Raw genomic sequence first — 26098 nt, forward strand, 5'->3', positions numbered from 1 at the left:
CCTGCAAAAAATTAGAGGCTGGCGACCGCTGCCGCCAACGCACGTCCGAAGATGTCCGCCACTTGGTCGATTTCTGCCGCAGTAATCACCAGCGGCGGCAGGAAACGCACCACACTGCCGTGCCGTCCACCGAGTTCCAGGATCAAGCCACGCTTGAGGCATTCACGCTGCACCAGCGGCGCCAGTTGGCGGTGCACGGGTGGGTGGCCCTGAACGTCCAGTGGGCCATTCGGGTCCACCAGCTCCACACCGAGCATCAGCCCACGACCGCGAATATCCCCCAAGTGCGGGAAGTCGCGTTGCAGAATGCGCAGGTGTTCGCCCAGGCGTTCGCCCATGGCAGCCGCGTGACTGGCCAGGTCGTGGTCCTTGAGGTAGCGCATCACCGCGGAGCCCGCCGCCATCGCCATCTGGTTGCCTCGGAAGGTGCCGGCATGGGCGCCCGGCAGCCAGGTGTCGAGCCAGTCGCGATATACCACTACCGCCAGCGGCAGGCTGCCACCGATGGCCTTGGACATCACCACCACATCCGGGACGATACCGGCGTGTTCGAACGCAAACATCTTGCCGGTGCGGCCGAAACCGCTCTGGATTTCATCAACGATCAACGCCACGCCCGCCTGTTCGGTGATACGGCGCAGGCCACGCAGCCAGTCGAGATCCGCCGGAATCACACCGCCCTCGCCCTGCACCACTTCGACGATCACCGCCGCCGGCAATAGCACGCCCGCTTCGGGATCGTTCAGCAGGTTTTCCAAGTAATGCAGGTTGACCCGCACACCTTCCGCGCCCCCCAGGCCGAACGGGCAACGGTAGTCGTAGGGATATGGCAAAAACTGCACGCCATTGCCGAGCAAGGCCCCCAAGGGTTTTTTCGGCCCCAGGCTGCCCATCAGGCTCAAGGCGCCCTGGCTCATGCCGTGGTAACCGCCTTGGAAGGACAGCACGGTGCTACGGCCAGTGGCCGTGCGTACCAGCTTCAATGCAGCTTCCACCGCATCGGTGCCGGTGGGGCCGCAGAACTGGATTTTCGCTTCCCGCGCTAATGCGGGCGGCAACAAGCCGAACAGGTCCTGTACGAACTGATCCTTGACCGGCGTCGTCAGGTCCAGGGTGTGCAGGGGCAATTCATCGGCCAGCACTTGCTGGATGGCCTCGATCACCACCGGGTGGTTATGCCCCAGCGCCAACGTACCCGCACCGGCCAGGCAGTCGATGAAACGGCGGCCTTCCACGTCTTCCACGTAGAGGCCCTTGGCGCGTTTGAGCGCCAGGGGAATGCGCCGCGGGTAGCTGCGGGCGTTGGATTCCTGCTGGCGCTGACGGGCGAGCAGCGGGGTTTCGTCGAACTGGTAAAGCGTTTCATGCACCTGGACGTCTTCGATACGGCTGGTGGCGACTGACATTTCTCGATCCCTCAATACGCTGATGATGGTGACCAAACTGCCGATCCGCGGGCGTCTGGCCCAAGGGGCATGCGCACGGATTTCCTGTTCTGGAAACGCACCAGCGTCAGGAGGATTTACTCCTCCGGTCGCGAAAATCCCTCAGCCGCATAGCCCCTGGTACTTTTCATTCAATGCATAAAGAATCGCGCAGGTTTCAGCATCCAGAAACCCACGATAATCCCGTGGACGAAAATGCATCTGAAACGCTCGCGTGCGCTGTTCAAACCCCTGCCGATTCTTCGCCGGCGCATACCCATAGCGCTGAAATGCACGCTCCAACTCGACTTCCGACGGCAACCCCAGACAGAAGCGGCGTTGATACATCGCCTGGGTCGCCTCATCAAACCAGGCCCCCACTCCGGCGTCATGCAAGCGCCGCCATGGCAGACGCGGCCCTGGATCACTCTTGCGGCTGAACGCCACGTCCGAATGCCCGAGAATGTCGGTAGGTCCAATCTGTGGATAACGCCCAAGGATGTCGCGAACCAAGGCAATCAACACCTCGACTTGTTCTTCAACATAGGCGGGAAAGGTGAACACGCCAGCGTCATCCCGCGCCAGGTTGACGATCTCGATGCCAATCGAGCGGCTGTTGAGGTTGTCGCGCCCCGCCCAGTGGCTCACCCCGGCATGCCAGGCGCGCTTGTCTTCTTCCACCAATCGAAACACCCGCAACTCTTCATAGCCTGCGGCGCAGTAGCTGGGATCGTCAGGGTCGGGTAGCAAATAGTGTGCACTCACGCCATCCTGGGTCAGGGTGCGCAGGGATGAGCCAAAAGGTACTGCGGTGTAATGCAGGATCACCTGCCGCACGGGTTCGCCGTTACGTTCGTTGAAGCCTGTGGCAGGGAAGCTTGTATCGATGACCAACATGAGAACCATCCTTTTCAATACAGGCCGAGTCGTTCAGCCCGTTCAAGCGCAAAAAAATTACCGCCATCCTGAAGGCTTGATCCTTAGGAGGGCGGTAACTATGTGGCACTTGAGAGAAAAGTGATCAGCGCCGCAGTGGCATGCCCAATTCGACGCGCAGGCCATCCGGCTGGCTGTCGAACTTCAGCGAGCAGGAGCAGCGCTGCACGATCGCTTGCACGATCGCCAGGCCCAGCCCGCAGCCTTCGCTGTTGCCATTGCGCCAAAAGCGTTGGGTCAGGTATTGCAGGTCCTCCGGCGAAATCTGCTTGCCGTGGTCACGCACGCAGAACACCACGCTATCCGCCTCGATCAATACGCGCAGTTCCACACGCGTGTCCGCCGGCGTGTGGCGCAGGGCGTTGTCCAGCAGGTTGCGCAGGGCCGCGACCGCCAGGCCCACCGGCATTTCCACCGGGGTAACCGAGAGGTTATCCGGCAGGATCAGGTCGATGCGCGAGTTATCCCCGGCATTGGCATCCTGGATGGCCAGCCGTGCCACGTCCTCGGCACTGGAGTGCATGCCATCGTCAAATGACAGGTTGCCCTCCACCCGCGCCAGCAGCAGCAATTGCTCAAGGGTGCGATGCAGGCGGTCGGCGCCTTCCTCGGCGTGGGCCAGGGATTGGTCGCGGGCTGCGCCGTCGGTCATGCGCGCCACTTGCAGGTGGGTCTTGATCGCTGTCAACGGGCTGCGCAGTTCATGGGCGGCGTCGCCGGTCAGGCGGCGTTCGCGCTCGATGGTCTTGGCGATGCGTTGCAACAGTTGGTTCTGGGTGTCGAGCAGTGGCTTGAGTTCGCTGGGCAACGGGTGGATCTGCAACGGTTCAAGGGAATCGGCACTGCGCCGCATCAGGGCGTCACGCATGCGGTTGAGCGGCAGCAGGCTCTGGCCGATGCCCAGCCACAGCAGGCACAGGCAGCCAAGCATTGCCACGCCGACCGGCACCGAAGCGGCCAGCAGGATCGACAGGTTCAACGCCTCACGCTCCACCTGACGGTCGGCGGTGGTAATCAAAAGATCGCCACGGGACAGGGTGAAGCTGCGCCAATTCACGCCATCGATCACCTGGTCACGAAAACCACTCTGGCGCGATTCCAGGCCTTCATCCGGCGTGGCATGACTGCGCGCCAGCACTTCGCCGCGCAAGGAACTGACCTGGCACGCCATGCCACCCGGCACGTTGAGTTGTGTTCCATGGAAATGCGCTCCGCCGCTCACACTGGCCAGGCCCGGCATCTGCTCGGTCAGCCCCGCCACCATGCGCGCCGACGCCACCAGGCGTTGGTCGAGGGAGAACATCATCTGGTTGCGCAGATCGTTGAGCATCCAGGCGGCCGCCAGCGCCCAGATCAACACAAAAGCGGCGCCCAGCTTGAACGTCAGGCGCAGGCGCAGGCTTTTCACGATACGTCCTCGCCCCCATCCGCCGGGCCCAGACGATAGCCGAGGCCGCGCACGGTCTCGACGATGCCATTGCCCAATTTGCGCCGCAGGTGGTGGATATGCACGTTGAGGGCGTTGCTTTCCAACTCGTCGTTGAAGCCGTAGACGCTGTCCTTCAGTTGTTCACTGGACAGCACCCGGCCTTTGTTGTGCAGCAAGGCTTGCAGCAGCGCCTGTTCGCGGCGCGACAGGTCCACCGGCTCGCCGCCCAGGAAGGTTTCGCGGCTGCTGGGGTCGTAGGCCAGGCGGCCATGTTCGATCAGGTTGACGCTGCGCCCCGCCACCCGACGCAGCAGGGTTTGCAGACGGGCGGCGAGTTCGCGCAGGTCAAAGGGTTTGAGCAGGTAGTCGTCGGCGCCGGCTTGCAGGCCGTCGACACGGTTGGTTACCGAGTCGCGTGCGGTGAGGATCAGCACCGGAATCTCCAGGCCCTGGCTGCGCTGTTGCTGCAACAGCTTGAGGCCGTCTTCGTCCGGCAGGCCGAGGTCGAGCACCATGATGTCGAACGTGGCCGCCCTGAGCATGGCGCGCACGGCGCTGGCCGAGGCCACGCGCTCCACGGTAAAACCTTGTGCGGTCAGGCCGGCCACGATGCCGCTGGCGATCAGTTCGTCGTCTTCACAGACCAGTACGTGCATGGTGAACCCTTCATGAAAGATCGGGTGATTAAAAGTGCCGTGGATTAACTGCAGATTATGCCGCTAAACCACCCACACTCAATCTAGAATAGCCTCGGTTAATCATCGGTTAATCAACGCCACACATTGTGTGCCTCACTTGCATCGAACTAAGGCTTGACCATGCGGCATCTGTTTACCTTTCTGCTGGTGTTGTTCGCGGGGTTCGCCCAGGCCGCGCCGGGCAACCCGTTTGAGACCAAACCCGACTTCCTGCCGGTGGGCAAAGCCTTCACCTTTACCTCCGAACGTCTTGAAAGTGGCGAGACCCAGCTGTATTGGCAGATTGCCGACGGTTATTACCTGTACAAGCAACGCATGAAATTCGATGGCCTGGCCGAGAAGCCCGCGTTGCCGCAAGGCGAGGCCCATAGCGATGAATTCTTCGGCGACCAGGAGGTGTACCGCCAAGGCCTGGAAGTGAAGATCCCGGCCGGCGCCACCGGCCAGGTCAAACTTGGCTGGCAGGGCTGTGCCGATGCGGGCCTGTGCTATCCGCCGCAGTCGATCACCGTGGACCTGGGCGGCAACCCGGCCGTCGCCGCCACCGCCGAAGCTCAGGATCAGAGTCTGGCCAGTGGCCTGCAGCAGCGCAGCCTGGGTTGGAGCCTGCTGATATTCTTTGGCTTGGGACTGCTGTTGGCATTTGCCCCGTGTTCATTGCCGATGCTGCCGATTCTCGCCGGTTTGGTGGTAGGCAGTGGCGCCAGCCCACGTCGCGGGTTTGCCTTGGCCAGCAGCTACGTCGTGTGCATGGCGCTGGTATATGCCGCGCTCGGCGTATTGGCTGCGTTGCTTGGCGCCAACCTCGCCGCGCTCCTGCAAACCCCATGGATCCTCGGCAGTTTCGCTGCGCTGTTCGTGATCCTCGCCTTGCCGATGTTTGGCTTCTTTGAACTGCAACTGCCGGCCTTCCTGCGTGATCGCCTGGACAACGTCAGCCGCCAGCAAAGCGGCGGCAGCCTGGTCGGCGCCGGAGTTCTCGGCGCTCTGTCCGGCCTGCTGGTGGGCCCGTGCATGACCGCGCCCCTGGCCGGCGCCCTGCTGTACATCGCCCAGAGCGGCAATGCGCTGCACGGTGGCCTGATCCTGTTCGCCATGGGCATCGGCATCGGCATTCCGCTGTTGCTGCTGGTGACCGTGGGCAATCGCTTCCTGCCCAAGCCAGGTACCTGGATGAATGTGCTCAAGGGCATCTTCGGCTTCCTGTTCCTCGGCACGGCTGTCCTGATGATTCGCCCGGTGCTCGATGAAAGCCTGTGGATCGGCCTGTGGGGCACGCTCGCGCTGGTGATGGCCTACTGCGGCTGGACCTTGGCCCGCGAGTACGGCCTGGCCGCCAAGGTGTTTGGCGCCGGTTCTCTGGTGCTTGGCCTGTGGGGCGCGGTACTGCTGGTGGGCGCAGCCGGTGGCAGCGATGACCTGTGGCAACCGCTGAAGGTCTACAGCGGCTCGCGGACCGCCGCCGCACCGAGCGCCCACGACGCCTTCATGACCCTCAGCGACCCCACTGTGCTGCAAAGCCAACTCGACAGCGCCAAGGCCCAAGGCCAGTGGGTGCTGGTGGATTATTACGCCGACTGGTGCGTGTCGTGCAAGATCATGGAAAAACAGGTGTTCGGCAAACCCGAGGTGATGGCTGCCCTGAAAGACGTACGCCTGCTGCGCCTGGACGTCACCGCCGACAACGCCGCCAGCCGCGAGCTGCTCGGCCGCTACAAAGTCCCTGGCCCGCCGAGCTTCGTGTGGATCGGCCCGGATGGTGAAGAACGCCGCGCCCAACGCATCACCGGCGAAGTGGATGCCGCCGCCTTCCTGCAACGCTGGACGCAAACCCGGGACGCCCTCTGAATGCTGACCCTGACCATCGGCACCTTCGCCATCGCCCTGAATCACATCCTGCTGATCAGCGCGCTGATTCTCGCCACCCTGGTGGGCTGGCGCGTGGCCAAGCGTGGTGGTGAAAACCCGGAATCGGTGCTGTTCAGCCTGTTCCTGCTGGGCATGCTGGTGGCCCGCGTCAGCTTTGTGCTGATGTACTGGAGTGATTACAGCCACGCTCCGCTGCAGATGGTCGACCTGCGCGACGGCGGTTTCCTCGCCTGGCCCGGTGTGATCGCGCTGATCCTGGGCGCGCTGCTCTACGGCTGGCGCCGCCCGCCCCTGCGTACGCCGCTGGGTGCCGGGGTGATCACCGGCCTGGTGTTCTGGGGCCTGGCCAGTCTGTCCCTGAGCCTGTACGACAAAGGCTCGCAACTGCCGGACATCACCTTGCGCAACGCCAATGGCGACGTGGTGCAACTGGCCGATTACAAAGGCGGCCCGCTGGTGATCAACCTGTGGGCCACCTGGTGCCCGCCGTGCCGTCGCGAGATGCCGGTGTTGGAACGCGCTCAGCATCAACGCCCCGACGTGACCTTCCTGTTCGTCAACCAGGCCGAAAGCATGCAGAGCGTCAGCACCTTCCTCGCCACCCAAGGCCTGACCCTAGACAACGTGCTGTTCGACGCCAGCGGCCGTCTCGGCCAGGCCGTTGGCTCGATGGCCTTGCCTACCACCCTGTTCTACCAAGCCGATGGGCGCCTGATCAACAGCCACCTCGGTGAACTGTCCCAGGCCAGCCTGGCCCGTGCCATGGAACCCTTCGACGCCACAATAAGGAAACCGACATGCCAAGCCTCCGCCACCTGCTGATCTCGCTGCCGCTAACGCTCGCGGCCACCCTGGCCCAGGCCGAAGACTGGCCGGCACCGATCAAACAGATCGAAGCCAAGGGCGCCAAGATCCTCGGCAAGTTCGACGCCCCCAGCGGCCTCACCGGCTACGCCGCCCAGTACCAGAACCGTGGCATGGCCCTGTACCTGACCTCCGACGGCAAAAGCGTGATCGCCGGCAACCTGTACGACGCCCAAGGCAACGACCTGAGCAGCGCGCCGCTGGAGAAACTGGTGTACGCGCCGATGGCCAAGGAAGTCTGGGCCAAGATGGAAAAAAGCAGCTGGATCCAGGACGGCGACGTTAAAGCCCCGCGCATCGTCTACCTGTTCAGCGACCCCAATTGCCCATACTGCAACATGTTCTGGGAACAGGCGCGTCCGTGGGTGAAGGCCGGCAAGGTGCAGTTGCGCCACATCATGGTCGGCATCATCCGCGAAGACAGCCCAGGCAAATCCGCCGCGCTGTTTGCCGCCAAGGACCCGCAAAAGGCCTTGGAAGAACATGAAGCCGCTGGCAAAGGCAGCAAGTTGCAGGCACTCGACAAGATTCCGGCGGATATCGAGGCCAAGCTTGATGGGAATATGAAGTTGATGGATGAGCTGGAGTTGTCGGCGACGCCGGCGATTTTCTATCTGGATGACAAGGGAGGCTTGCAGCAACAGCAAGGGGCACCGTCGCCGGAGAAGCTGGTGAAGATTCTTGGGCCGAAGTAAGCGGCGCCCGGTCTGACGCCATCGCCGGCAAGCCGGCTCCTGTAGGAGCCGGCTTGCCGGCGATGAGGCCCTGACAGACAACGAAGCTTAAAGCCCCTCCAACTCCGCCATCAAATCACTCAACCGATCCACCTTCTCGGCGCTGATCTCATTAGCCGCCAACCCATCGATATACTCAGCCAATTCCCCCACCGTGCTGCACTCGAACATCGCCCTTAGCGGCACATCCCGCTGCAACGTCTTCTGCACCCGCGAGGCAATCTGCGTCGCCAGCAACGAGTGCCCGCCCAGTTCGAAGAAGTTGTCTTGCACCCCCACCCGCTCAACCTTCAGCACTTCGGCCCAGATCGCGGCCAAGGTGCTTTCCAGCTCGTTGCGCGGCGCCAGGTAGTCCTGGCTGTGCAACTGGCCGATCTCCAGGGCCGGGAGTGCCTTGCGGTCGAGTTTGCCGTTGGCGTTGAGCGGCAGGCGGTCGAGCCACAGCCAGTGCAGCGGCACCATGTATTCCGGCAGTTCGGCACGCAGGCGTTGCTTGATGCGGTCGAGGCGCTCGCTTGGGTTCAGTGCCTCATCCGCCGCCACCAGGTAGCCGACCAGGTGCTTGCCGTTGACGCCTTCCTGCACGCCCACCGCCGCATCGCGCAATTCCAGTTGTTCGTGCAGGCGCGCTTCGATTTCACCCAGTTCAATGCGGTAGCCGCGAATCTTCACTTGATGGTCGACACGCCCGACGTACTCCAGCACGCCGTCACTGCGACGGCGCGCGAGGTCGCCGGTGCGGTAGAGGCGTTCGCCCGGTGTGCCGAAGGGGTTTGGCACAAACACCGGCGCGGTTCGCAGCGGGTCGCTGACGTAACCGCGACCGACGCCCGTACCGGCAACGCACAACTCGCCAACTGCGCCTTGCGGCACCAGTTCCAGTGCACCGTCCAGCAAGTACAGACGGTTGTTGTCGGTCGGTGTACCAATCGGCAGATAGGTGCCACGGGTAGACGCCAGGTCGACGCGGTAGAACGCCACATCGTCCGAACATTCCGCCGGGCCGTAGGCGTTCACCAGCCCGATCTCGGGATAACGCAGCAACCACTGGTGCGCCAGCTCCGGCGGCATGGCTTCACCGGTCGGCAACATCCAGCGCAAGCCATCCAGGCTGATGCGGTCCTGGGCCAACATGCCTTGGATCAGTGATGGCACGCTTTCCAGCACGGTGATCCCCTGAGCCTGCACGTGTTCCAGCAGACCTTGAGGATCATGGGCGATGGTGTTCGGCACGATATCCACCCGTGCGCCAAACAGCGGTGCCGCGAGGAACTGCCATACAGAAATATCGAAGCTCTGCGAAGCGGTCTGCGCAATCACATCTGCCTCGCTCAAGGCCAGGTATGGCACCTTGCTCAACTGGTTATTGAGCATGCCGCGCTGTTCCACCATCACGCCTTTGGGCAGGCCGGTGGACCCCGAGGTGTAGATCACATAGGCGAGGTTGTCCGGGCGACTGTAGATGCCGGGGTTTTCGCCACGTGCCGGTATCTCTTCCCACACCAGCAACTGGCAGTCGAAACCCGCCAGCAATTCGATGGCCTGCTCGCGGGATGCTTCGGTGCAGACCAGCAATGGCGTGCGGCTCAAATCGATGATGCTGCGCAGGCGCTGGCTTGGCAGGCCTGGGTCCAGCGGTAGGTAGCCGGCACCGGCCTTGAAGCTGCCGATGATCATGCCCAGCAGGTCGAGATTACGCTCGGCCAGCAATGCCACCGACTGATCCAGACCGACACCCGCGGCTATCAGCGCATGGCCGAGGCCGTTGCTGCGGCGGTTCAGTTCGTCATAGCTCCATTGCTGATCAAGGCAACTGGCGGCAATGCGCTGCGGGTGCGCGGCGACCTGCTCTTCGAACAGTTCGACGTAGCTGCGCTCCAGCGGATAGCCGTGCTCGCTCTGGTTACATCCGTCCACCAGGAACTCACGCTCCTGCTCACCAATCAGCGGCAGGTCGGCCATGTCGCCATGGAAGCCTTGGACCAACGCCAGCAGCAGGCGCTTGAACTCGCCGAGCATGCCTTGCACGGTGGTTTCGTCGAAGTAGCGCTGGTCGTAAGACAGGTGCAGGCCCAGGTCATCACCCGGATAACACACGGCCGTCAGCGGGAAGTTGGTGTGGGTGCGGCCGGAATCCGAGGTGGCATTCAGGCTTTGTGCGCGGTCCAGAACCGAGACTTCCACCGGGGCGTTTTCGAACACGAACAGGCTGTCGAACAGCGGCTGGCCCTTGGGCAGTTCGCTGTGTTCCTGGATCGTCACCAGCGGCAGGTATTCGTACTCGCGCAGTTGCATATTGCTGTCGAGCAGGCCGCTCAGCCACTGGCGCACGCTGCAACGCTGGTCGTCCTCGGGCAGTTTCACCCGCAGCGCGATGCTGTTGATGAACAGGCCGACGGTGCGCTGCATCTCCGGCATTTCCACTGGGCGACCGGCCACAGTCACACCGAACAGTACGTCGCGATCGCCGCTCAAACGGCGCAGCACCAGCGCCCATGCCGCTTGGGCAAAGGTGTTGACGGTCAGTTGATGAGCCTGGGCCAGTTCACGCAGTTGCGCACCGTCGCGGGCATCGAGACGGGTGTAGCAGTCGCCCACCACCATGCCGCCGCTGTGGCCCGCGTGTTCACGCAGGAACGGCCGGTCGCTTGGGATCGGCGTGGTGCGTTCGAAGCCTTGCAGGTTCTGCTGCCACCATTGGCGCGCTTCGTTGAGGTTCTGGCGTTGCAGCCAGGCGATGTAGTCGCGATAACGCGGCGGTATGGCCAATTGCGCGTCGCGGCCTTCACCGAGGGCCATGTAGAGCTCGAAGAAGTCATTCATCAGCAACGAACGGCACCAGGCATCGATAAGGATGTGGTGGTTGCTCATCATGAACCAGTAGCGCTCGGCGCCGACGCGGATCAGGCGCAGGTGGAACGGTGCCTGGTTGAGCAGATCGAAACCGGCTTCGCGCTCTTGCTTGAGCAGCGCTTGCAGGCGTGGTTCCTGTTCGCTTTCCGGGTCGTTGCTCCAGTCCAGGTACTCAATCGGCGTGCTGCCCGGTTTGTGGATCACTTGCAGCATGTCTTCGCCGACGTTCCAGCAGAACGAGGCGCGCAGGGCTTCGTGACGGGCGATCACCGCCTGCCAGGCCTGGGCGAAACGCTCGGGGTCGAGGGCGCTGTTGATGCGGTAGCGGTCCTGCATGTAGTAAAGGCCGGTGCCGGGCTCCAACAGGGTGTGCAGCAGCAGGCCTTCCTGCATGGGGGTCAGCGGGTAGACGTCTTCGATGGCGCTGGCGGCAATCGGCAAGCTGTCGAGTTGCGATTGGGTCAGGTGTGCCAGCGGGAAGTCGGACGGCGTGAGACCACCGGCATCGTCTTGCAGGCAATGCGCGATCAGGCTTTGCAGCTCAGCGAGATAGGCATCCGCCAGTTCATGGATGCTCTGTTGATCGTGACGCTCGCGGCTGAAGGTCCAGCGCAGCACCAGTTCACCACCATAGACTTGGCTGTCGACGCTCAACTCGTTGGGCAGCGGCGCGTCCGGGTCATGGGCCAGGCCGGCGGACTCGTCCAGCGGGTGGAACAGCGCGTCAGCGCCGAAGCTCTGGTCAAACTGGCCGAGGTAGTTGAAGGTGAGCTGCGCGCTCGGCAGTGCGGCCATGCTCTGTTTGCACAGGTCATCGGCCAGGTAGCGCAGCACGCCATAGCCCAGCCCTTTGTGTGGTACGGCGCGCAGTTGCTCCTTGATTGCCTTGATCGAATCGCCCTGCCCGGCGTGCGGGGTCAGGCGCAGCGGATAGGCACTGGTGAACCAGCCGACGCTGCGCGTCAGGTCGATTTCATCGAACAGGGTTTCACGGCCGTGGCCTTCCAGTTGGATCAACGCCGAAGCGTGACCGCTCCAGCGGCACACCACGCGGGCCAAGGCGGTCAGCAACAGGTCGTTGACCTGGGTGCGGTAGGCACTTGGCGCCTGTTGCAGCAACTGGCGGGTGTGTTCGGCATCCAGGCGCACGCTGACGGTGTCGGCATCGCGGTTGCGCAGCGAGCCTTGTGGACGGGCCACTGGCAACACGGTCTCAGCCCCGGCCAATTGGTCCTGCCAGACGCTCAACTCTTCACGCAGGGATTCGCTGCCCGCATAGGCTTGTAAACGCGCAGCCCAGTCACGCAAGGCGCTGGTCTTGGCCGGCAGGCTGACGGACTGACCGTCGCTGAGTTGGCGGTAGACGTTTTGCAGGTCTTCCAACAACACGCGCCACGACACGCCGTCCACCACCAGGTGATGGATCGCGATCAACAGGCGTTGCTGCCCCTCGGGACCGTCCACCAGCAAGGCACGCAACAGCGGGCCGTGTTGCAGGTCGAGGCTGCGTTGGGTGTCGGTGAACAGCGCGGTGCAGTGCGCCATGTCGCGCACTTGCGCCTGCATCAGCACGCCGCCTTCCGGCACAGCCAAATGCTCGGCGTGCCATTGCGCGTCGCGCTGGCAAAAACTCAGGCGCAGGGCGTCGTGATGTTCCAGCACCGCCAGCAGCGCTTGCTCCAGGCGATGGGGATCGAGCAGTTGCAGCGGCTTGAGGACCAGCGCCTGGTTCCAGTGCTGACGGTTCGGGATCTCGGTGTCGAAGAACCAATGCTGGATTGGCGTGAGGCCCGAAGGGCCGGTAAGCACGCCTTGCTCTGCGGTGATTTGCTCGGAGCGCGTGGCCACGGCGGCCAGGGTCTGCACGGTCTGGTGCTGGAACAGGTCACGCGGGCTGAAATGAATCCCGGCCTGCCGCGCACGGCTGACCACCTGGATCGACAGGATCGAGTCGCCACCCAGCTCAAAGAAGTTATCGTCCAGGCCGACTTGCTGCACATTCAGTACCGCACACCAGATCGCAGCCAGGGTGCTTTCAAGTTCATTGCGTGGCGCCACATAGGTTTGGCGGTTTGCCTCAGGATCTGGTTGCGGCAGGGCACGGCGATCAAGCTTGCCGTTGGCGGTCAGCGGCATGCTGTCCAGCACGATCAAGTGCGCGGGCACCATGTAGTCCGGCAGTTGCGCCTTGAGATGGGTCTTGAGCGCCTCGCGCAATGCGCCGTGCTCGGCATCGCTGACCAGATACGCCACCAACTGTTTGCCGCTCGGCGAATCCAACGCCAGCACCACCGCTTCGCGCACGGCTGCATGTTCCAGCAGACGGGTTTCGATCTCGCCCAATTCGATACGGAAACCACGGATTTTCACCTGATGGTCGATCCGCCCCAGGTACTCCACCAGGCCATCGGCGCGTTGGCGCACCAGGTCACCGGTGCGGTACAGGCGCCCACCGTTGCGCGCAAACGGGTCCGCGACAAAACGCTCGGCGGTCATGCCCGGACGCTGGTGATACCCCTGGGCCAGGCCCGCCCCGCCGACGTACAACTCGCCGGTCGCGCCTTGCGGCACCAGGGCCAGGTCGGCGTCGAGAATGTAAGCCACGCGGTCACCGATGATGCTGCCAATTGGCACGCTGGCAGCGCCCTCCTCCAACTGCTCCGGTGCAAGGCTGGCCAGCGGCATCACCACGGTTTCAGTCGGGCCATAGGCGTTGAAGAATACCTGTGGCTGGAACGCGGCACGGATGCGCTGCAAGTGTTCGCCGGTCAGGGCTTCGCCGCCGGTGATGCACATGCGCACCGGCAAGGTCTGTTGCTGAGTGGCCAACCACTGCGCCAACTGGCTGCCGTAACTCGGAGTGAAGCCCAGGATGTTGATGCCATGGGTGCGGATCAATCCGCAGATTTCCTCGGCATCCCACTGGCCTTGGGCACGCAACACCACCTGCGCACCACTGACCAGCGGCACCAACAGGCGCTCGGTGGCGGCGTCAAAGTTGATCGAATAGAAGTGCAGCTCGCAGTCCTCCGCGCGCATGCCAAACCGCTCGATCACCGCCGCGCAATGCATGGCGATCTCACCGTGGGACACCACCACGCCTTTCGGCTTGCCGGTGGAGCCGGAGGTGTAGATCAAGTACGCCTGGTGTTGCGGCAGGCTGATAAACGGCAGCGCATCGGCCGGGTAGTTGGCCAGCACTGGCGAGTCATCTTCCAGGCACCAGCACGCCACGGTGGCCGGCAACTCGCCGAGAGCTTCGAACATCGCCGCATCGCTGAGCAGCAGGCCGATGCCGCTGTCTTCGATCATGTAGTGCAGGCGATCCAGCGGGTATTCCGGGTCCAGCGGCACGTAGGCGCCGCCCGCCTTGAGGATCGCCAGCAGGCCGACGACCATTTCCAGGGAGCGCGGCAACGCCAGGCCGACACGCGCCTGCGGGCCGACGCCACGCTCGCGCAGCATCCAGGCCAGGCGGTTGGCGCGTTCGTCGAGTTCGCGGTAGCTGAGGGTGACGCCGGCAAAGGTCAGCGCCGGCGCATCGCCACGCACTGCCGCTTGCTGGCTGAACAGTGGGTGGATGCACTGATCGAGACGGTGCTCACCTTTCTCGATGCCCAGGCTGTCTTGCAACACACGCTGTTCATCCGCGCCCAGCAACGGCAATTCGCTGAGGCGTTGCTGCGGATCCGCGATCAAGGCTTCCAGCAGATTGCGCCAATGCTCGGCCATGCGCGCAATGCGCGGCTCGTCGAACAGGTCGGTGCTGTAGGTCAGGCAGCAACCCAGGCGATGGTCGAGGTCGGTGACTTCCAGGTTGAGGTCGAACTTGGTCGCGCGTGCATCGTTGGCCAGGTATTCGACGGTCATGCCAGCCAGTTGGCGGCTCTGTTGGAATTCCCAGCGCTGCACGTTGCACATCACTTGGAATAGCGGGTTGTACGCCGCGCTGCGCGGGGGTTGCAGGGCTTCCACCAAATGGTCGAATGGCAGGTCTTGATGGGACTGGCCCTCGATCACGGTGTGGCGCACCTGCTCGAACAACTCTGCGACATTCATCTGCCCATTGAGCTGGCAACGCAGCACCTGGGTGTTGAGGAACGCGCCGATCAGGCCTTCGCTTTCCGGGCGAATGCGGTTGGCGACCGGAGCGCCGATACGCAGGTCGGTCTGGCCGCTGTAGCGGTAGAGCAACACCGCCAGGGTGGCGGTCATGGTCATGAACAGGGTCAGGCCGCGCTCGGCATTGAAAGCACGCACACGGGCTGCGAGGTCGTCGCTTAAATCGAAGCGGTACAGCTCGCCCTGGTGGCTTTGCACCGGTGGACGTGGACGGTCGCCAGGCAGTTCCAGCAGCGGGTGTTCGTGGCCCAGTTGCGCGGTCCAGTAATCCAGCTGGCGCTGGCGTTCGCCGGACTCCAGCCACTGGCGCTGCCACACGCTGTAGTCGAGGTATTGCACGGGCAGCGGCGCCAGCGGTGAGTCGCGCTCGTCGATAAAGGCTTCGTACAAGGCGCTGAGTTCACGGGCAAAGATGTCCATGGCCCAGCCTTCGGTGACGATGTGGTGCAGGGTCAATACCAGGTAGTGTTCCTGCTCGCCGGCCTTGACCAGGCACGCACGCAGCAACGGCCCGGTTTCCAGGTTGAACGGCGTGTGCGCCTCATGATCGGCCAGTTGTTGCAGGTGCGGTTGGCGTTCGGTTTCGCTCAGCGCGGAAAAATCCTGCCAGTCCATGCGCAGTCCGGTTTGCGGCGAAACCTTCTGATAGGCCACACCGTCGACGCTCGGGAACGTCGTGCGCAGGGTTTCGTGGCGCATGATCAGCGCTTGCAACGCCGCCTCGAAACGCCCCACATCCAGCACGCCGCGCAGGCGCGCCATGCCGCCGACGTTATAGGCCGGGCTGTCCGGTTCCATCTGCCACAGGAACCACATGCGCTGCTGGGAATAGGACAACGGCACCGGTTGGCTGCGGTCGACCTTGGCGATGGCAGTCTGTTGGTTGCGCTGGCCCGACGCTTGGATCAGGCCGACCTGCTCGACAAACGCCCCCAACTCACTGGCTTCAAACAAGGTGCGCAACGGCAGCTCGACGTCACAGGCCTGGCGAGTGCGGGAGATGATCTGCGTGGCCAGCAACGAATGGCCGCCGAGGGCGAAGAAGTCATCGCGCAGACCAATGCCCGGCAGGCCGAGGACTTCGCGCCAGATCGCGGCGATCTGCTGTTGCAGCGGGGTTTCGGGTTCGACATGTTCACGCACTTGCCACACCGGTTCCGGCAATGCACGGCGGTCCAGCTTGCCGCTGGGGCTCAGCGGCATGGCGTCCAGACGCATCAGCAGCGCGGGCACCATGTACTCCGGCAGCTCGGCGGCCAGGGCGGTTTTTACAGCCTCCTCATCCAGCTCGCCCTGGGCGGTGAAGTAACCGATCAACTGCCCGTCACACACCCGCACCACAGCTTGGGCGACACCCTCTAGGGCGAGCATGCGCGCTTCGATTTCTTCCGGCTCCACACGAAAGCCGCGCAGCTTGACCTGCTGATCGAGGCGACCGAGGTACTCGATCACGCCGTCGGCGCTCCAGCGCGCACGGTCGCCGGTGCGATACAGGCGCGCCCCCTGCTGGTCGGCAACAAAACGCTCCGCCGTCAACCCGGCACGCCCGAGGTAACCGCGGGCCAGGCCGATGCCGCCGATGCACAACTCACCCGGCACGCCCAGCGGCACAGGGTTGAGCTGTTCATCCAGCACACGGCAGATCACATTGCCCAGCGGCCGGCCAATCGGCGAACGCTCGCCGTCTTCGGCGCGGCAGTGCCAGTGAGTCACGTTGATCGCGGTTTCGGTCGGGCCATAACGGTTGTGCAATTGCACCGCTGGCAACTGTGCCAACACGCGATTACGCAACTCGGCGGGCAAGGCTTCGCCGCCGGAGAACAGGCGACGCAGGCTGGTGCATTCAGCCACCAGCGGCTCATCGATAAACAACTGCAACAGCGGCGGCACAAAGTGCAGCGTGGTCACGCCATGTTCCTGCACCATCTGCGCGATGCGGTGCGGATCGCGATGCTCACCAGGGCCAGCCAGCACTAGGCGGCACCCGGTAATCAGTGGCCAGAAGCATTCCCACACTGACACGTCAAAACTGATCGGCGCCTTTTGCATCAGCACGTCGGTGTCATTGAGTTGATAAGTGGCCTGCATCCACTGCAAGCGCTCGGCCAACGCCGCATGCGTATTGCCCACGCCTTTGGGCTGGCCGGTGGAGCCGGAGGTGTAGATCACGTAGGCGAGGTTATCGCCGTGCAGGTGCAGGCCGGGCGGCTGGGTTGGCCAGCTATCGAGGTGCAGGCTGTCCATGGCGATCACGCAAACGCCTTCGGCACTCGGCACCTGTTCCAGCAGCGCAGTCTGGGTCAGCAGCAGGTGTACGCCACTGTCCTTGAGCATGTAGGCCAGGCGCTCGGCGGGGTAATCCGGGTCCAGCGGCACGTAGGCGCCACCGGCCTTGATGATCGCCAGCAAGCCGACCAGCAATTGCGGCGAACGCTCGGCGGCGATGGCCACGCACACATCCGGGCCGACGCCTTTGTCGCGCAGGTAATGGGCCAGGCGGTTGGCCTGGGTGTGCAGTTGGGCGAAGGTCAGGCTGCCGCCCTCCCAGACCAGCGCGGTGGCGTCCGAGGTCTGCTGGTTGAGCAGTTCGGGCAGCCACACTTGGGCCGGTGCGCAGGGTGCTTCGCTGTAAAGCGCCTGTTCGTCATGCTGCATCAACGAGAGGTCGCCGATGGCTTGCTCGGGGTGCTCGCAGACGGCGTGCAACAGGTTGATGTAGTGCTCGGCCAGGCGCTGGATGGTCGCGTTTTCGAACAGCTCATCGGCGTAGTCGAACGACAGGCTCAGGCGCCCGTTGCGGTCTTCTTCGGTGTGCAGTTGCAGGTCGAACTTGGCTTCGCGACTGTGCCACGGCAGCTCGTCGGCGAGCATGCCCGGTAGGCGGCGCAACGCGCTGAGGTCGCGCTGCTGGTGGTTGAACATGACCTGGAACAAGCCCTGCTCGCGGGCCTGCGGGAAGGCTTCCAGCAGTTGCTCGAACGGCAGGTCCTGATGGGCTTGGGCACCCAGCGCCGCCTGGCGTGTCGCGGCTAATAGCGCGTTGAACGGCAGGCGTCCATGCAGCTCGGCACGCAATACCAGGGTGTTGATGAAGAAACCGACCAGGCCTTGGGTTTCCTGGCGCGGGCGGTTGGCGTTGGGCACGCCGATGCGGATGTCGCGCTGGCCGCTGTAGCGATGCAGCAGGCTTTGGAATGTCGCCAATAGCAGCATGAATGGGGTGGACTCGTTGGCCTGGGCGGCGTGGCGAATCGCTTCGCTGAGGCTCGCGCCAAGCCGCACGGTGTGGCGTGAGGCACTGTGACAGTGGTGTACCGAGCGCGGGTGGTCGGTCGCCAGGCTGAGGGTGGGATGCTCTTCACCCAACTGCGCTTTCCAGTACGCCAGTTGACGCTGGGCTTCCCCTTCGGCCAGCCATTGGCGCTGCCAACTGCCGTAGTCGGCGTATTGCAGGGCCAGGGGCGGCAGTTCCAGGGTTTGGCCCTGGGCTGCGGCGGCGTACAGGCGCGAGAATTCATCGATCAAAATGTTCAGCGACCAGCCGTCGGCGATGATGTGGTGCAGCGTCACCAGCAGTTGGTGATCTTCATCGTCCAGACGCACCAGCGTCACCCACAGCAGCGGGCCTTTTTCCAGGTCGAACTGGGTACGTGCTTCGTCTTCGCGGATCTGTTGCGCACGGGCTTCGCGCTCGGCAACGGGCAGGTCGCTGAGGTCGATGACTTGCAGCTCGAAATCCGCTTTGGCGTCGACACGCTGAAAAGCCTGGCCGTCGCGCTCATAGAAACGCGTACGCAGCGCTTCGTGGCGCTGGATCAATTGCTGGAAGCTGGCGCGCACGGCGTCTTCATCCAGCTCGCCGCGCAGGCGCAGCGCGCCGGGGATGGTGTAGGCGCTGCTGCGGGGGTCCAGTTGCCAGGTGATCCACAGGCGGTTCTGCGCCAAGGATTGGGGCAATTCCTCCTGGCGCGACAGGCGGTGAATCGCACCTTGGGCGACGCCGCCGTCTTGCTGTAACTGCGCAACGTTGGCGGCGAAGCCTTCCAGGGTCGGCGCTTCGAACAGCATGCGCAGGTTCAGTTCCAATCCGAGGGTTTCGCGCAGGCGTGCGACCACCTGGGTGGCGGTGATGGAGTTGCCGCCGAGCAGGAAAAAGTGATCATCGGCGGCGACGCTTGCGATGTGCAGTTGCTCACACCAGATCGCCGCGATCTGGTTGTGCAACTCGGACTCCAGCGCCCCATCGCTCACCTGCGCTTGCAGGTCGGGGAACTGGGCATAGCGGTCGAGGCTGCCGTCCTTGTGACGAAGCGCACAGGCTGCGCGCTGCACTTTGCCGCTGGAAGTCTTCGGCAAGGCGCCGGGGTTGAGCAGCACCACCACGCTGGGCGCCTCTTGATACGCCTCGGCGACAGCCTGGCGGATCGCCTTGATCAGCGCTTCAGGCGGCAGGATTTTCTGCACGCTGCGGCTGATTTCGGCGGCAATACCGATACCTTCCAGGCCCTGTTCATTTACCGCAAATGCCGCAACCCGCCCCTTGCGCACCACTTCCACTTCGCGCTCGATGGTCTGCTCGATGTCCTGGGGATACAGGTTGTGGCCGCGTACGATCAGTAAATCCTTGAGACGACCAGTGATGTACACCTCGCCGTCACGGATGAAGCCCAAGTCGCCCGTGCGCAGCCAGGTACGACCCGCGTGCTGCACAAAGGTCTTGGCGGTGGCTTCAGGGTTGCGCCAGTAGCCGTGGGCGATGCTCGGGCCGGTGGCCCAGAGTTCGCCGACGCAGTTGTCACCCAGCTCAGTGAGGGTGTGGGGGTCCGCGATCAGCACCGCGTGTTCCGGCTGGCTGGTGCCGCAGCTCATGATCGCGCTGCCCTGCCCCAGTTCGGCGCGGTTGGCGGCCAGGGCCTGCTCGTCGACGCGCAGCGCCGGGATGCCTTGGCCACGGCTGCCACCGGCGACAAACAGGGTCGCCTCGGCCAGGCCGTAGGAGGCAAAGAAATTGTTCGGGGTGAAACCGCAGGTGGAGAACTTCTCGGCGAAGCGCTCCAGGGTGTCGAGACGGATCGGTTCGGAACCGGAATAAGCCACACGCCATTTGCTCAGATCCAGGCGTTCCAGGGCTGTCTCGCTGACCCGCTCGCTGCACAGGCGATAGGCGAAATCCGGACCGCCGCTGATGGTGCCGCCGTATTCGCTGATCGCTTCCAGCCAGCGCAAGGGGCGACCGAGGAAGTAAGCCGGCGACATCAGCACGCAGGGCACGCCACTGAAGATCGGTTGCAGCAAGCCGCCGATCAGGCCCATGTCGTGGTACAGCGGCAACCAACTGACGATCACGTCATCCGGGTTCAGGTCGATGCCAAAACCGCGACGGATCAGCACTTCATTGGCGACCAGGTTGCCGTGGCTGACTTGTACGCCCTTGGGAAGCGCGGTGGAGCCAGAGGTGTATTGCAGGAACGCGATGTCGTCCGGATGCAGGTCAGGGGCGACCCAATGGCCGAGGTTGTCCAGGCTATCGACGCTCAATACCGGCGGCGCGTTTTCGATCTGCGACAAGCCATCGGCGAGACTGGCGATGGTCAGCAACAGGCGCGGCTCGGCATCGCTGATGATCGACAGCAGGCGCTCCTGATGGTGACGACGGGTGGACTCCGGTGGATAGGCCGGCACCGCGATCACACCCGCGTAGAGGCAACCAAAGAACGCCGCAACGTAATCCGGGCCGCTGGGAAACAACAGCACGGCACGGTCACCCAGGTCCGCATTGGCTTGCAAGGCGGCGGCGATGGTGCGGGCGCGCTGGTCCAGGTCGCGGTAACTGAGCACAACACTGTGCTCGGCGGACTCGGCGAGGAAGCGCAAGGCGACCTGGTCCGGGGTCTGCGCGGCACGACGTTGAAGGGACTGGACCAGGGTGCGGGGAAGTTCGAAGGCGTCCATCATGGGGTTCCTGCCTGAAATCGGCTTACGGGAAATTCAAGAATTCGGGGGGGCTTGTTCAGCCGACGGCGAGTGACCGTGCCGCGCCATTGCGCCAGCGGGCCAGGTGTTCGTCGGCGTAGCGCCGCATGCAGCGCAGCACCGCGCTTTCGTGTTGCATGAGGAAGAAGTGGTGACCGTCGAACATGTCCAGGGAAAAGCCGCTGGCGGCGTCGAGTTGCCAGTCGAGCAACTGGTCGGCGCGCACGCTGTCCTGCTTGCCGCCGAACACGTGGATCGGCATGCCCAGCGGTGCGCGCTCGCCGTAGGTGAAGCTGCCGCACAACAGGAAATCGGCGCGCAGGATCGGCAGCATCAACTGCATCAACTCGGGGTTGGCCAAGGCTTCTTCAGCGGTGCCTTGCAGCTCGCGCAGGCGGGCGATCAGTTGTTCATCGGTCTTTTCGATGGCGTACTCGCTGACGTCACGACGCGCCGGCCCGGCCGTTCCGGAAGCGAACAGGGCCAGCGGCGGCGGCACGTTGCGCGCACGCAACGCATGCGCTAATTCGAAGGCGAGCAGGCCGCCAAGGCTGTGACCGAACAAGGCGTAGGGACCGCTCAAGTCGTGGCTGATTTCGTCCGCGAGCTGGGCCGCCAAGGCCTTGATATCGCGCTGCAACGGCTCGTCCATGCGCATGCCACGCCCTGGCAATTCCAGCGGACACACCTGCAACCATTCAGGCAGGGCCCGGCGCCAGCGCGCGTAAACCATGGCGCTGGCGCCCGAATAGGGCAGGCAGAACAGGCGCAGTCGGGTCGGCGTACTCATCGAGTGACGACTCCAAACTGAAACACGCTGTATGCACGATAGAAACCCATTTCGTCCTCCTGCGGGTGCTGATCCTTGGCCGTATTGCTAACGGACCTGTCACCCAGAAGAACGGACGGCACCGGCAAATAATTAGTCGCCGGGTACGAGCGAGACGTGGTTCACACCTAACAAGAAAGCATAAGATTAGTTCGCCTTCTCATTTGACAATCATTATCATTCAGCATAATTTGTTGCCCGATGTGTAGGAGGCCTCAGCAAGGACGCCCTCCCCTAACCTCTTTTGCGACAAGGTGATTTCCATGACGGAACAAGTATCCACAGGCAGGTGCGACTCACCGCTTCTCCAGGCATTCGTCGATAATCGGCTGATCCTGGTGAAGATCGCGGCGCGCATTACCGGCTGCCGCTCCCGTGCCGAAGACGTAGTGCAGGACGCCTACTTCCGGCTGCAGTCGGCACCGACGATCACGTCATCGTTCAAGGCTCAATTGAGTTATCTGTTCCAGATCGTGCGCAACCTGGCCATCGATCACTACCGCAAGCAGGCCCTGGAGCTCAAATACTCCGGGACGGAAGAGGAAGGCTTGAATGTGGTTATTCACGGCGCTTCACCGGAAACCTCGCACATCAATTTCAACACCTTGGAAAACATCGCCGACGCCCTGACGGAGCTGCCGCAACGCACCCGCTACGCGTTCGAGATGTACCGCCTGCACGGCGTGCCGCAAAAGGACATCGCCAAGGAACTCGGCGTCTCGCCGACCCTGGTGAACTTCATGATCCGGGATGCGCTGGTGCACTGCCGCAAGGTGTCGGGGAGCCATAGCGATACGTTTGCACGTCGGGTCTGATGACCGTCATTGTAGGCGCGAGCTTGCTCGCGAAGAACCTGAACGCGCCGCGTTGATTCAGCATTGACGCGGTATTCTTGCGGTCTTCGCGAGCAAGCTCGCTCCTACAGAGGAACAGCGGTTACATCGATGCGATACGGTTCGAAAATCTTCAGCATCTCGCCATCATCGCGCAAACGCTTGAGCAATGCGGCAAACGCTTCCCCCGTAATCGGCGCTTTCGGGCGCAGCAAGGCGTAGTGGTGATAGACCTGGTCAATGCGTTCCGACACCAGGAACTGCCCGGCCATATCCGCGTTGCGCACCATGAAGTCACTCAAGTACGAACGCGTCACCAAGGCGATGTCGGCACGCCCGCGTGCGACCATCAGCAGGTTGCTGTCATGGGAGTAGGTCAACGTGGCATTGAAGTGCTCGGCCATGTACTTGGGGTCGGGGTTGAAGTTGGCGAAGGCGTAGTGATAACCGCTGAATACCGCCAGGCGCTTGCCGTTCAAGTCAGCGAAGTAATCCTGATCACGGCCGGGCTCACGCTGGGCGACGAAGATTTCGGCGTCTTCCAGGCCCATGTCGACACTGGTATGAGGAATCTTCTGCCAGCCCCAGGCGGGGTTTTCGAAGATAGCCATATCGACTCGGCCCTGCTCGAAATCGCGGAAACGTCGAGGGATAGAGGTAGGCACCAACACAAACTGGTAATCGGTTTGCGCGGCGTTCAACGCCTCGACCAGTTGCGGCAGCAAACCCGTATCGGCGCCCTGCTCCGGGCGCACGGTGTAGGGTGGAAAGTGCGCCGCGCCGATGCGCACCAACTGCGCAGCCGAGGCTGGCATCCACCACGCGGTGCCCAGTGCCCAAAAGGTAAGTCCTGCAGCCAGCCGCCATGGCGAAAACATCAAGGCACACACCGTTCAAAAACACTAATGGCAATAAGCTAGGCGTTTTTGTCTGGCGAGACAACTTTCTACCGCCAAATTAATAGCTTGCACTTCAATCAGCCTTCAAAACCATCAACAGGGCTTCTTCAGCCAGTTGTTCGAGGGTCATGCTGCCTTCTGCGCGGAACCAGGTGGTCGTCCACGACAACGCCCCGGTCAAAAAACGTCGGGTGATGAATACATCGCCCTTGATGTAACCGGCGTCCTTGGCCTCGCCCAGCACCTGCAGCCACAGTGCCTCATACACGTCACGCAGGGCCAGCACCTGGGCCTGACCATCGGCCGACAGCGAGCGCCATTCGTACACCAGCACCGCCATGGCCTCGCCGCTGCCGCCCATGATCGACTGCAATTCGCAGCGGATCAGCGCCAGCACGCGCTCGCGCACGTTAGTGGCTTCCTCAAGGGACGCGCGCATCATCGCGGTGTTGTAGTGGATGGTTTCTTCCATCACTGCGCGCAGGATCTCGTCCTTGCTCTTGAAGTGGTGAAAGATACTGCCGGACTGGATGCCCACGGCGCTGGCCAGGTCGCGCACGGTCGTGCGCTCGAAGCCTTTGTTGCGAAACAAGTGGGCCGCCGTCTGCAGCAGCTTGCCGCGGGCGCTGTCGGGGTCGGTCAATTGGCCGCCGTCGACCATGGTGCGCATCACCCGCAGGGCTTTATGCTCATCCATGCCTCTCTCCTCTAATTCCACGGACGTCTTGGCCGGCAATTTAGGCCGTGGCGGCCACCCAAGCAAGCGCTTGGCTAAAACTTGTGACTGGAGTTTACAAACCAAGCGCTTGCTTGGTAGTCTCGCCCACAGCCATTCGAGGAAGGATTTCTCATGAGCAAGACGGTTCGTATCGGCTGTGCCAGCGCCTTCTGGGGCGACACCTGCACCGCCGCCGCCCAGTTGGTGCATGGCGGCACGCTGGATTACCTGGTGTTCGACTACCTGGCGGAAGTCACGATGTCGATCCTCGCTGGTGCGCGCATGAAGGATCCCCAGGCGGGTTACGCCACGGATTTTGTCGACGTGCTCACGCCGTTGCTGGCGGATATCCAACGCCAGGGCATTCGCGTGATCAGCAATGCTGGCGGCATCCATCCCCAGGCCTGCGCCGCTGCCCTGCAAGCGGCCTGCGACAAAGCGGGTGTCGAACTCAAAATTGCCGTGCTGCTGGGCGATGACCTGCTTCCCCAGCTCAAGCCACTGCACGGCATTACGGACATGTTCAACGGCACACCCTTGCCGCCCGCGTGCGTGTCCGCCAATGCTTACCTCGGCGCACCGGGCATCACCCAAGCACTGGCCCTGGGCGCGGATATCGTCATCACCGGCCGCGTGGTCGACAGCGCCGTGGTCAGCGCTGCGCTGGTGCATGAGTTCGACTGGTCCTGGCAGGACTACGACCGCCTCGCCCAGGCAGCATTGGCCGGGCATATCATCGAATGCGGCGCACAATGCACCGGCGGTAATTTCACCGATTGGCGCGATGTGCCGGACTACGCACACATCGGCTTTCCGATCGTTGAAGTCAGCGCCGATGGCCAATTCACCGTGAACAAAGTCGACGGCACCGGTGGATTGATCAGCGAACTCAGCGTGGCCGAACAGTTGCTGTATGAAATCGGCGACCCGCGCGCCTACCTGCTGCCGGACGTGATCTGCGACTTCAGCCAGGTCAGATTGCAGCAGCAGGGCAAAAACTGCGTGCGCCTGCACGGCGCCAAGGGCTTGCCACCCACCGATCAGTACAAGGTCAGCGCGACCTACCCGGACGGCTTCCGCTGCACCGCCAGTTGCCTGATCGCCGGGATTGACGCGGTGGCGAAGGCCGAGCGGGTCAGCCAGGCGATCATCGACAAGACCTCGGAGCTGTTCAGCCAACGCGGCTGGACGCCGTACACCGAGGTGAATATCGAACTGCTCGGCAGTGAAGCGACCTATGGCGCCCACGCAAGGCGCCAGGACTGCCGCGAAGTGGTGGTAAAACTGGCGGTGCGTCACCCGAGTAAAGAGGCGCTGGTGCTGTTCGCCCGAGAGATCGCCCAAGCCGCCACCGGCATGGCGCCGGGCCTGACCGGGATCGTCGGCGGACGACCGAGCGTGTACCCGGTGATCCGGCTGTTTTCATTCCTGATCGATAAATCCGCCTGCGAGCTGCTGATCGACTTCCAGGGCGAACGCCATGCCTGCACCCTGCCGATTGCCGACGCCCCCGCTCTGCCCGAAGCACCGATTGCCCCGCCCAAACCCCAAGACCGCGCCGACGCCAGCGTACCGCTGGTGAAACTGGCCGTGGCGCGCTCCGGCGACAAGGGCAACCACAGCAATATCGGCGTGATCGCCCGCGATCCCGAGTACTTGCCATGGATCGCCGAAGCGCTGACCCCGGAAGTGATCGTCGACTGGATGAGCCACGTGCTGGACCCCCTACACGGTAGGGTCGAGCGCTGGTATTTACCCGGCAGCCACAGCCTCAACTTCCTGCTGGAAAACGCCCTGGGCGGCGGCGGCATCGCCAGCCTGCGCATCGACCCGCAAGGTAAAGCCTTCGCCCAGCAACTGCTGGAAATCCCTATCGCCGTGCCGCAGCACATCGCAGATTCACTCACCTGACAGGAG

Annotated in this window: 13 protein-coding genes; 5 read left to right on the forward strand and 8 right to left on the reverse strand. The window is 63.2% G+C overall.

Annotated elements, in window-relative coordinates; all coding sequences use genetic code 11:
- Positions 1-11: 11 nt before the first annotated feature.
- The 4 genes from CI807_RS27995 to CI807_RS28010 all read right to left on the reverse strand — a co-directional run bounded on the left by CI807_RS27995 (position 12) and on the right by CI807_RS28010 (position 4445).
- Positions 12-1406: an aspartate aminotransferase family protein gene (locus tag CI807_RS27995; protein WP_095017085.1), complete on the reverse strand. Its 1395-nt coding sequence runs from the start codon at positions 1404-1406 to the stop codon at positions 12-14.
- A 141-nt stretch (positions 1407-1547) separates the two neighbouring features.
- Entirely contained in the window at positions 1548-2321 is a 774-nt protein-coding gene (locus CI807_RS28000; RefSeq protein ID WP_095017086.1) for an N-acetylmuramoyl-L-alanine amidase, read from the reverse strand.
- A 124-nt stretch (positions 2322-2445) separates the two neighbouring features.
- A complete protein-coding gene (locus CI807_RS28005) occupies positions 2446-3768 on the reverse strand; it encodes an ATP-binding protein (protein WP_095017087.1) in 1323 nt (440 codons plus the stop codon).
- Positions 3765-4445, reverse strand: a complete 681-nt coding sequence (locus CI807_RS28010; RefSeq protein ID WP_095017088.1) for a response regulator — start codon at positions 4443-4445, stop codon at positions 3765-3767. Before CI807_RS28010 ends, CI807_RS28005 begins: the two co-directional genes overlap by 4 nt.
- Positions 4446-4607: 162 nt before the next feature.
- Here CI807_RS28010 and dsbD point away from each other — a divergent pair, with 162 nt between their 5' ends.
- From dsbD to dsbG, 3 genes are read left to right on the forward strand one after another with little or no spacing between them, the layout of a single operon-like run.
- Positions 4608-6335, forward strand: a complete 1728-nt coding sequence (gene dsbD, locus CI807_RS28015) for a protein-disulfide reductase DsbD (protein WP_095017089.1) — start codon at positions 4608-4610, stop codon at positions 6333-6335.
- Positions 6336-7178 carry a TlpA disulfide reductase family protein gene (locus CI807_RS28020; protein ID WP_095017090.1) on the forward strand — a complete coding sequence of 281 codons (843 nt, stop codon included), beginning with the start codon at positions 6336-6338 and terminating at the stop codon, positions 7176-7178.
- A complete protein-coding gene (gene dsbG / locus CI807_RS28025) occupies positions 7154-7915 on the forward strand; it encodes a thiol:disulfide interchange protein DsbG (protein WP_095017091.1) in 762 nt (253 codons plus the stop codon). The genes CI807_RS28020 and dsbG overlap by 25 nt, the downstream gene beginning before the upstream one ends.
- A gap of 87 nt (positions 7916-8002) precedes the next feature.
- On the opposite strand, the gene CI807_RS28030 is transcribed toward dsbG, so the two are convergent.
- Together CI807_RS28030 and CI807_RS28035 are read right to left on the reverse strand one after the other, a co-directional pair.
- Positions 8003-20884: a non-ribosomal peptide synthetase gene (locus tag CI807_RS28030; protein WP_095017092.1), complete on the reverse strand. Its 12882-nt coding sequence runs from the start codon at positions 20882-20884 to the stop codon at positions 8003-8005.
- 55 nt (positions 20885-20939) lie between these two features.
- Positions 20940-21692: a thioesterase II family protein gene (locus CI807_RS28035; protein WP_095017093.1), complete on the reverse strand. Its 753-nt coding sequence runs from the start codon at positions 21690-21692 to the stop codon at positions 20940-20942.
- A 302-nt stretch (positions 21693-21994) separates the two neighbouring features.
- On the opposite strand from CI807_RS28035, the gene CI807_RS28040 reads away from it, so the two are divergent.
- Entirely contained in the window at positions 21995-22546 is a 552-nt protein-coding gene (locus tag CI807_RS28040) for an RNA polymerase factor sigma-70 (protein ID WP_005789991.1), read from the forward strand.
- Positions 22547-22650: 104 nt separating this feature from the next.
- Here CI807_RS28040 and CI807_RS28045 read toward each other — a convergent pair whose 3' ends face one another.
- Both CI807_RS28045 and CI807_RS28050 read right to left on the reverse strand, forming a co-directional pair.
- Complete coding sequence (locus CI807_RS28045) at positions 22651-23442, reverse strand: ABC transporter substrate-binding protein (protein ID WP_095017094.1); 792 nt, start codon at positions 23440-23442, stop codon at positions 22651-22653.
- A gap of 94 nt (positions 23443-23536) precedes the next feature.
- A complete protein-coding gene (locus CI807_RS28050) occupies positions 23537-24160 on the reverse strand; it encodes a TetR/AcrR family transcriptional regulator (protein WP_095017095.1) in 624 nt (207 codons plus the stop codon).
- A gap of 153 nt (positions 24161-24313) precedes the next feature.
- Between CI807_RS28050 and CI807_RS28055 the strand changes: the two genes are divergently transcribed.
- Positions 24314-26092 carry an acyclic terpene utilization AtuA family protein gene (locus CI807_RS28055; protein ID WP_095017096.1) on the forward strand — a complete coding sequence of 593 codons (1779 nt, stop codon included), beginning with the start codon at positions 24314-24316 and terminating at the stop codon, positions 26090-26092.
- The last annotated feature ends 6 nt before the right edge of the window (positions 26093-26098 follow it).

The sequence above is a fragment of the Pseudomonas sp. NS1(2017) genome, from assembly GCF_002269425.1.
In the GTDB taxonomy this organism is placed as follows: domain Bacteria; phylum Pseudomonadota; class Gammaproteobacteria; order Pseudomonadales; family Pseudomonadaceae; genus Aquipseudomonas; species Aquipseudomonas reactans.

Coding starts and splice junctions, on each gene's coding strand:
- CI807_RS27995 (WP_095017085.1), bottom strand. CDS start 1,406: ATGTCAGTCGCCACCAGCCGTATCGAAGACGTCCAGGTGCATGAAACG.
- CI807_RS28000 (WP_095017086.1), bottom strand. CDS start 2,321: ATGTTGGTCATCGATACAAGCTTCCCTGCCACAGGCTTCAACGAACGT.
- CI807_RS28010 (WP_095017088.1), bottom strand. CDS start 4,445: ATGCACGTACTGGTCTGTGAAGACGACGAACTGATCGCCAGCGGCATC.
- dsbD (WP_095017089.1), top strand. CDS start 4,608: ATGCGGCATCTGTTTACCTTTCTGCTGGTGTTGTTCGCGGGGTTCGCC.
- CI807_RS28020 (WP_095017090.1), top strand. CDS start 6,336: ATGCTGACCCTGACCATCGGCACCTTCGCCATCGCCCTGAATCACATC.
- dsbG (WP_095017091.1), top strand. CDS start 7,154: ATGCCAAGCCTCCGCCACCTGCTGATCTCGCTGCCGCTAACGCTCGCG.
- CI807_RS28030 (WP_095017092.1), bottom strand. CDS start 20,884: ATGATGGACGCCTTCGAACTTCCCCGCACCCTGGTCCAGTCCCTTCAA.
- CI807_RS28035 (WP_095017093.1), bottom strand. CDS start 21,692: ATGAGTACGCCGACCCGACTGCGCCTGTTCTGCCTGCCCTATTCGGGC.
- CI807_RS28040 (WP_005789991.1), top strand. CDS start 21,995: ATGACGGAACAAGTATCCACAGGCAGGTGCGACTCACCGCTTCTCCAG.
- CI807_RS28045 (WP_095017094.1), bottom strand. CDS start 23,442: ATGTTTTCGCCATGGCGGCTGGCTGCAGGACTTACCTTTTGGGCACTG.
- CI807_RS28050 (WP_095017095.1), bottom strand. CDS start 24,160: ATGGATGAGCATAAAGCCCTGCGGGTGATGCGCACCATGGTCGACGGC.
- CI807_RS28055 (WP_095017096.1), top strand. CDS start 24,314: ATGAGCAAGACGGTTCGTATCGGCTGTGCCAGCGCCTTCTGGGGCGAC.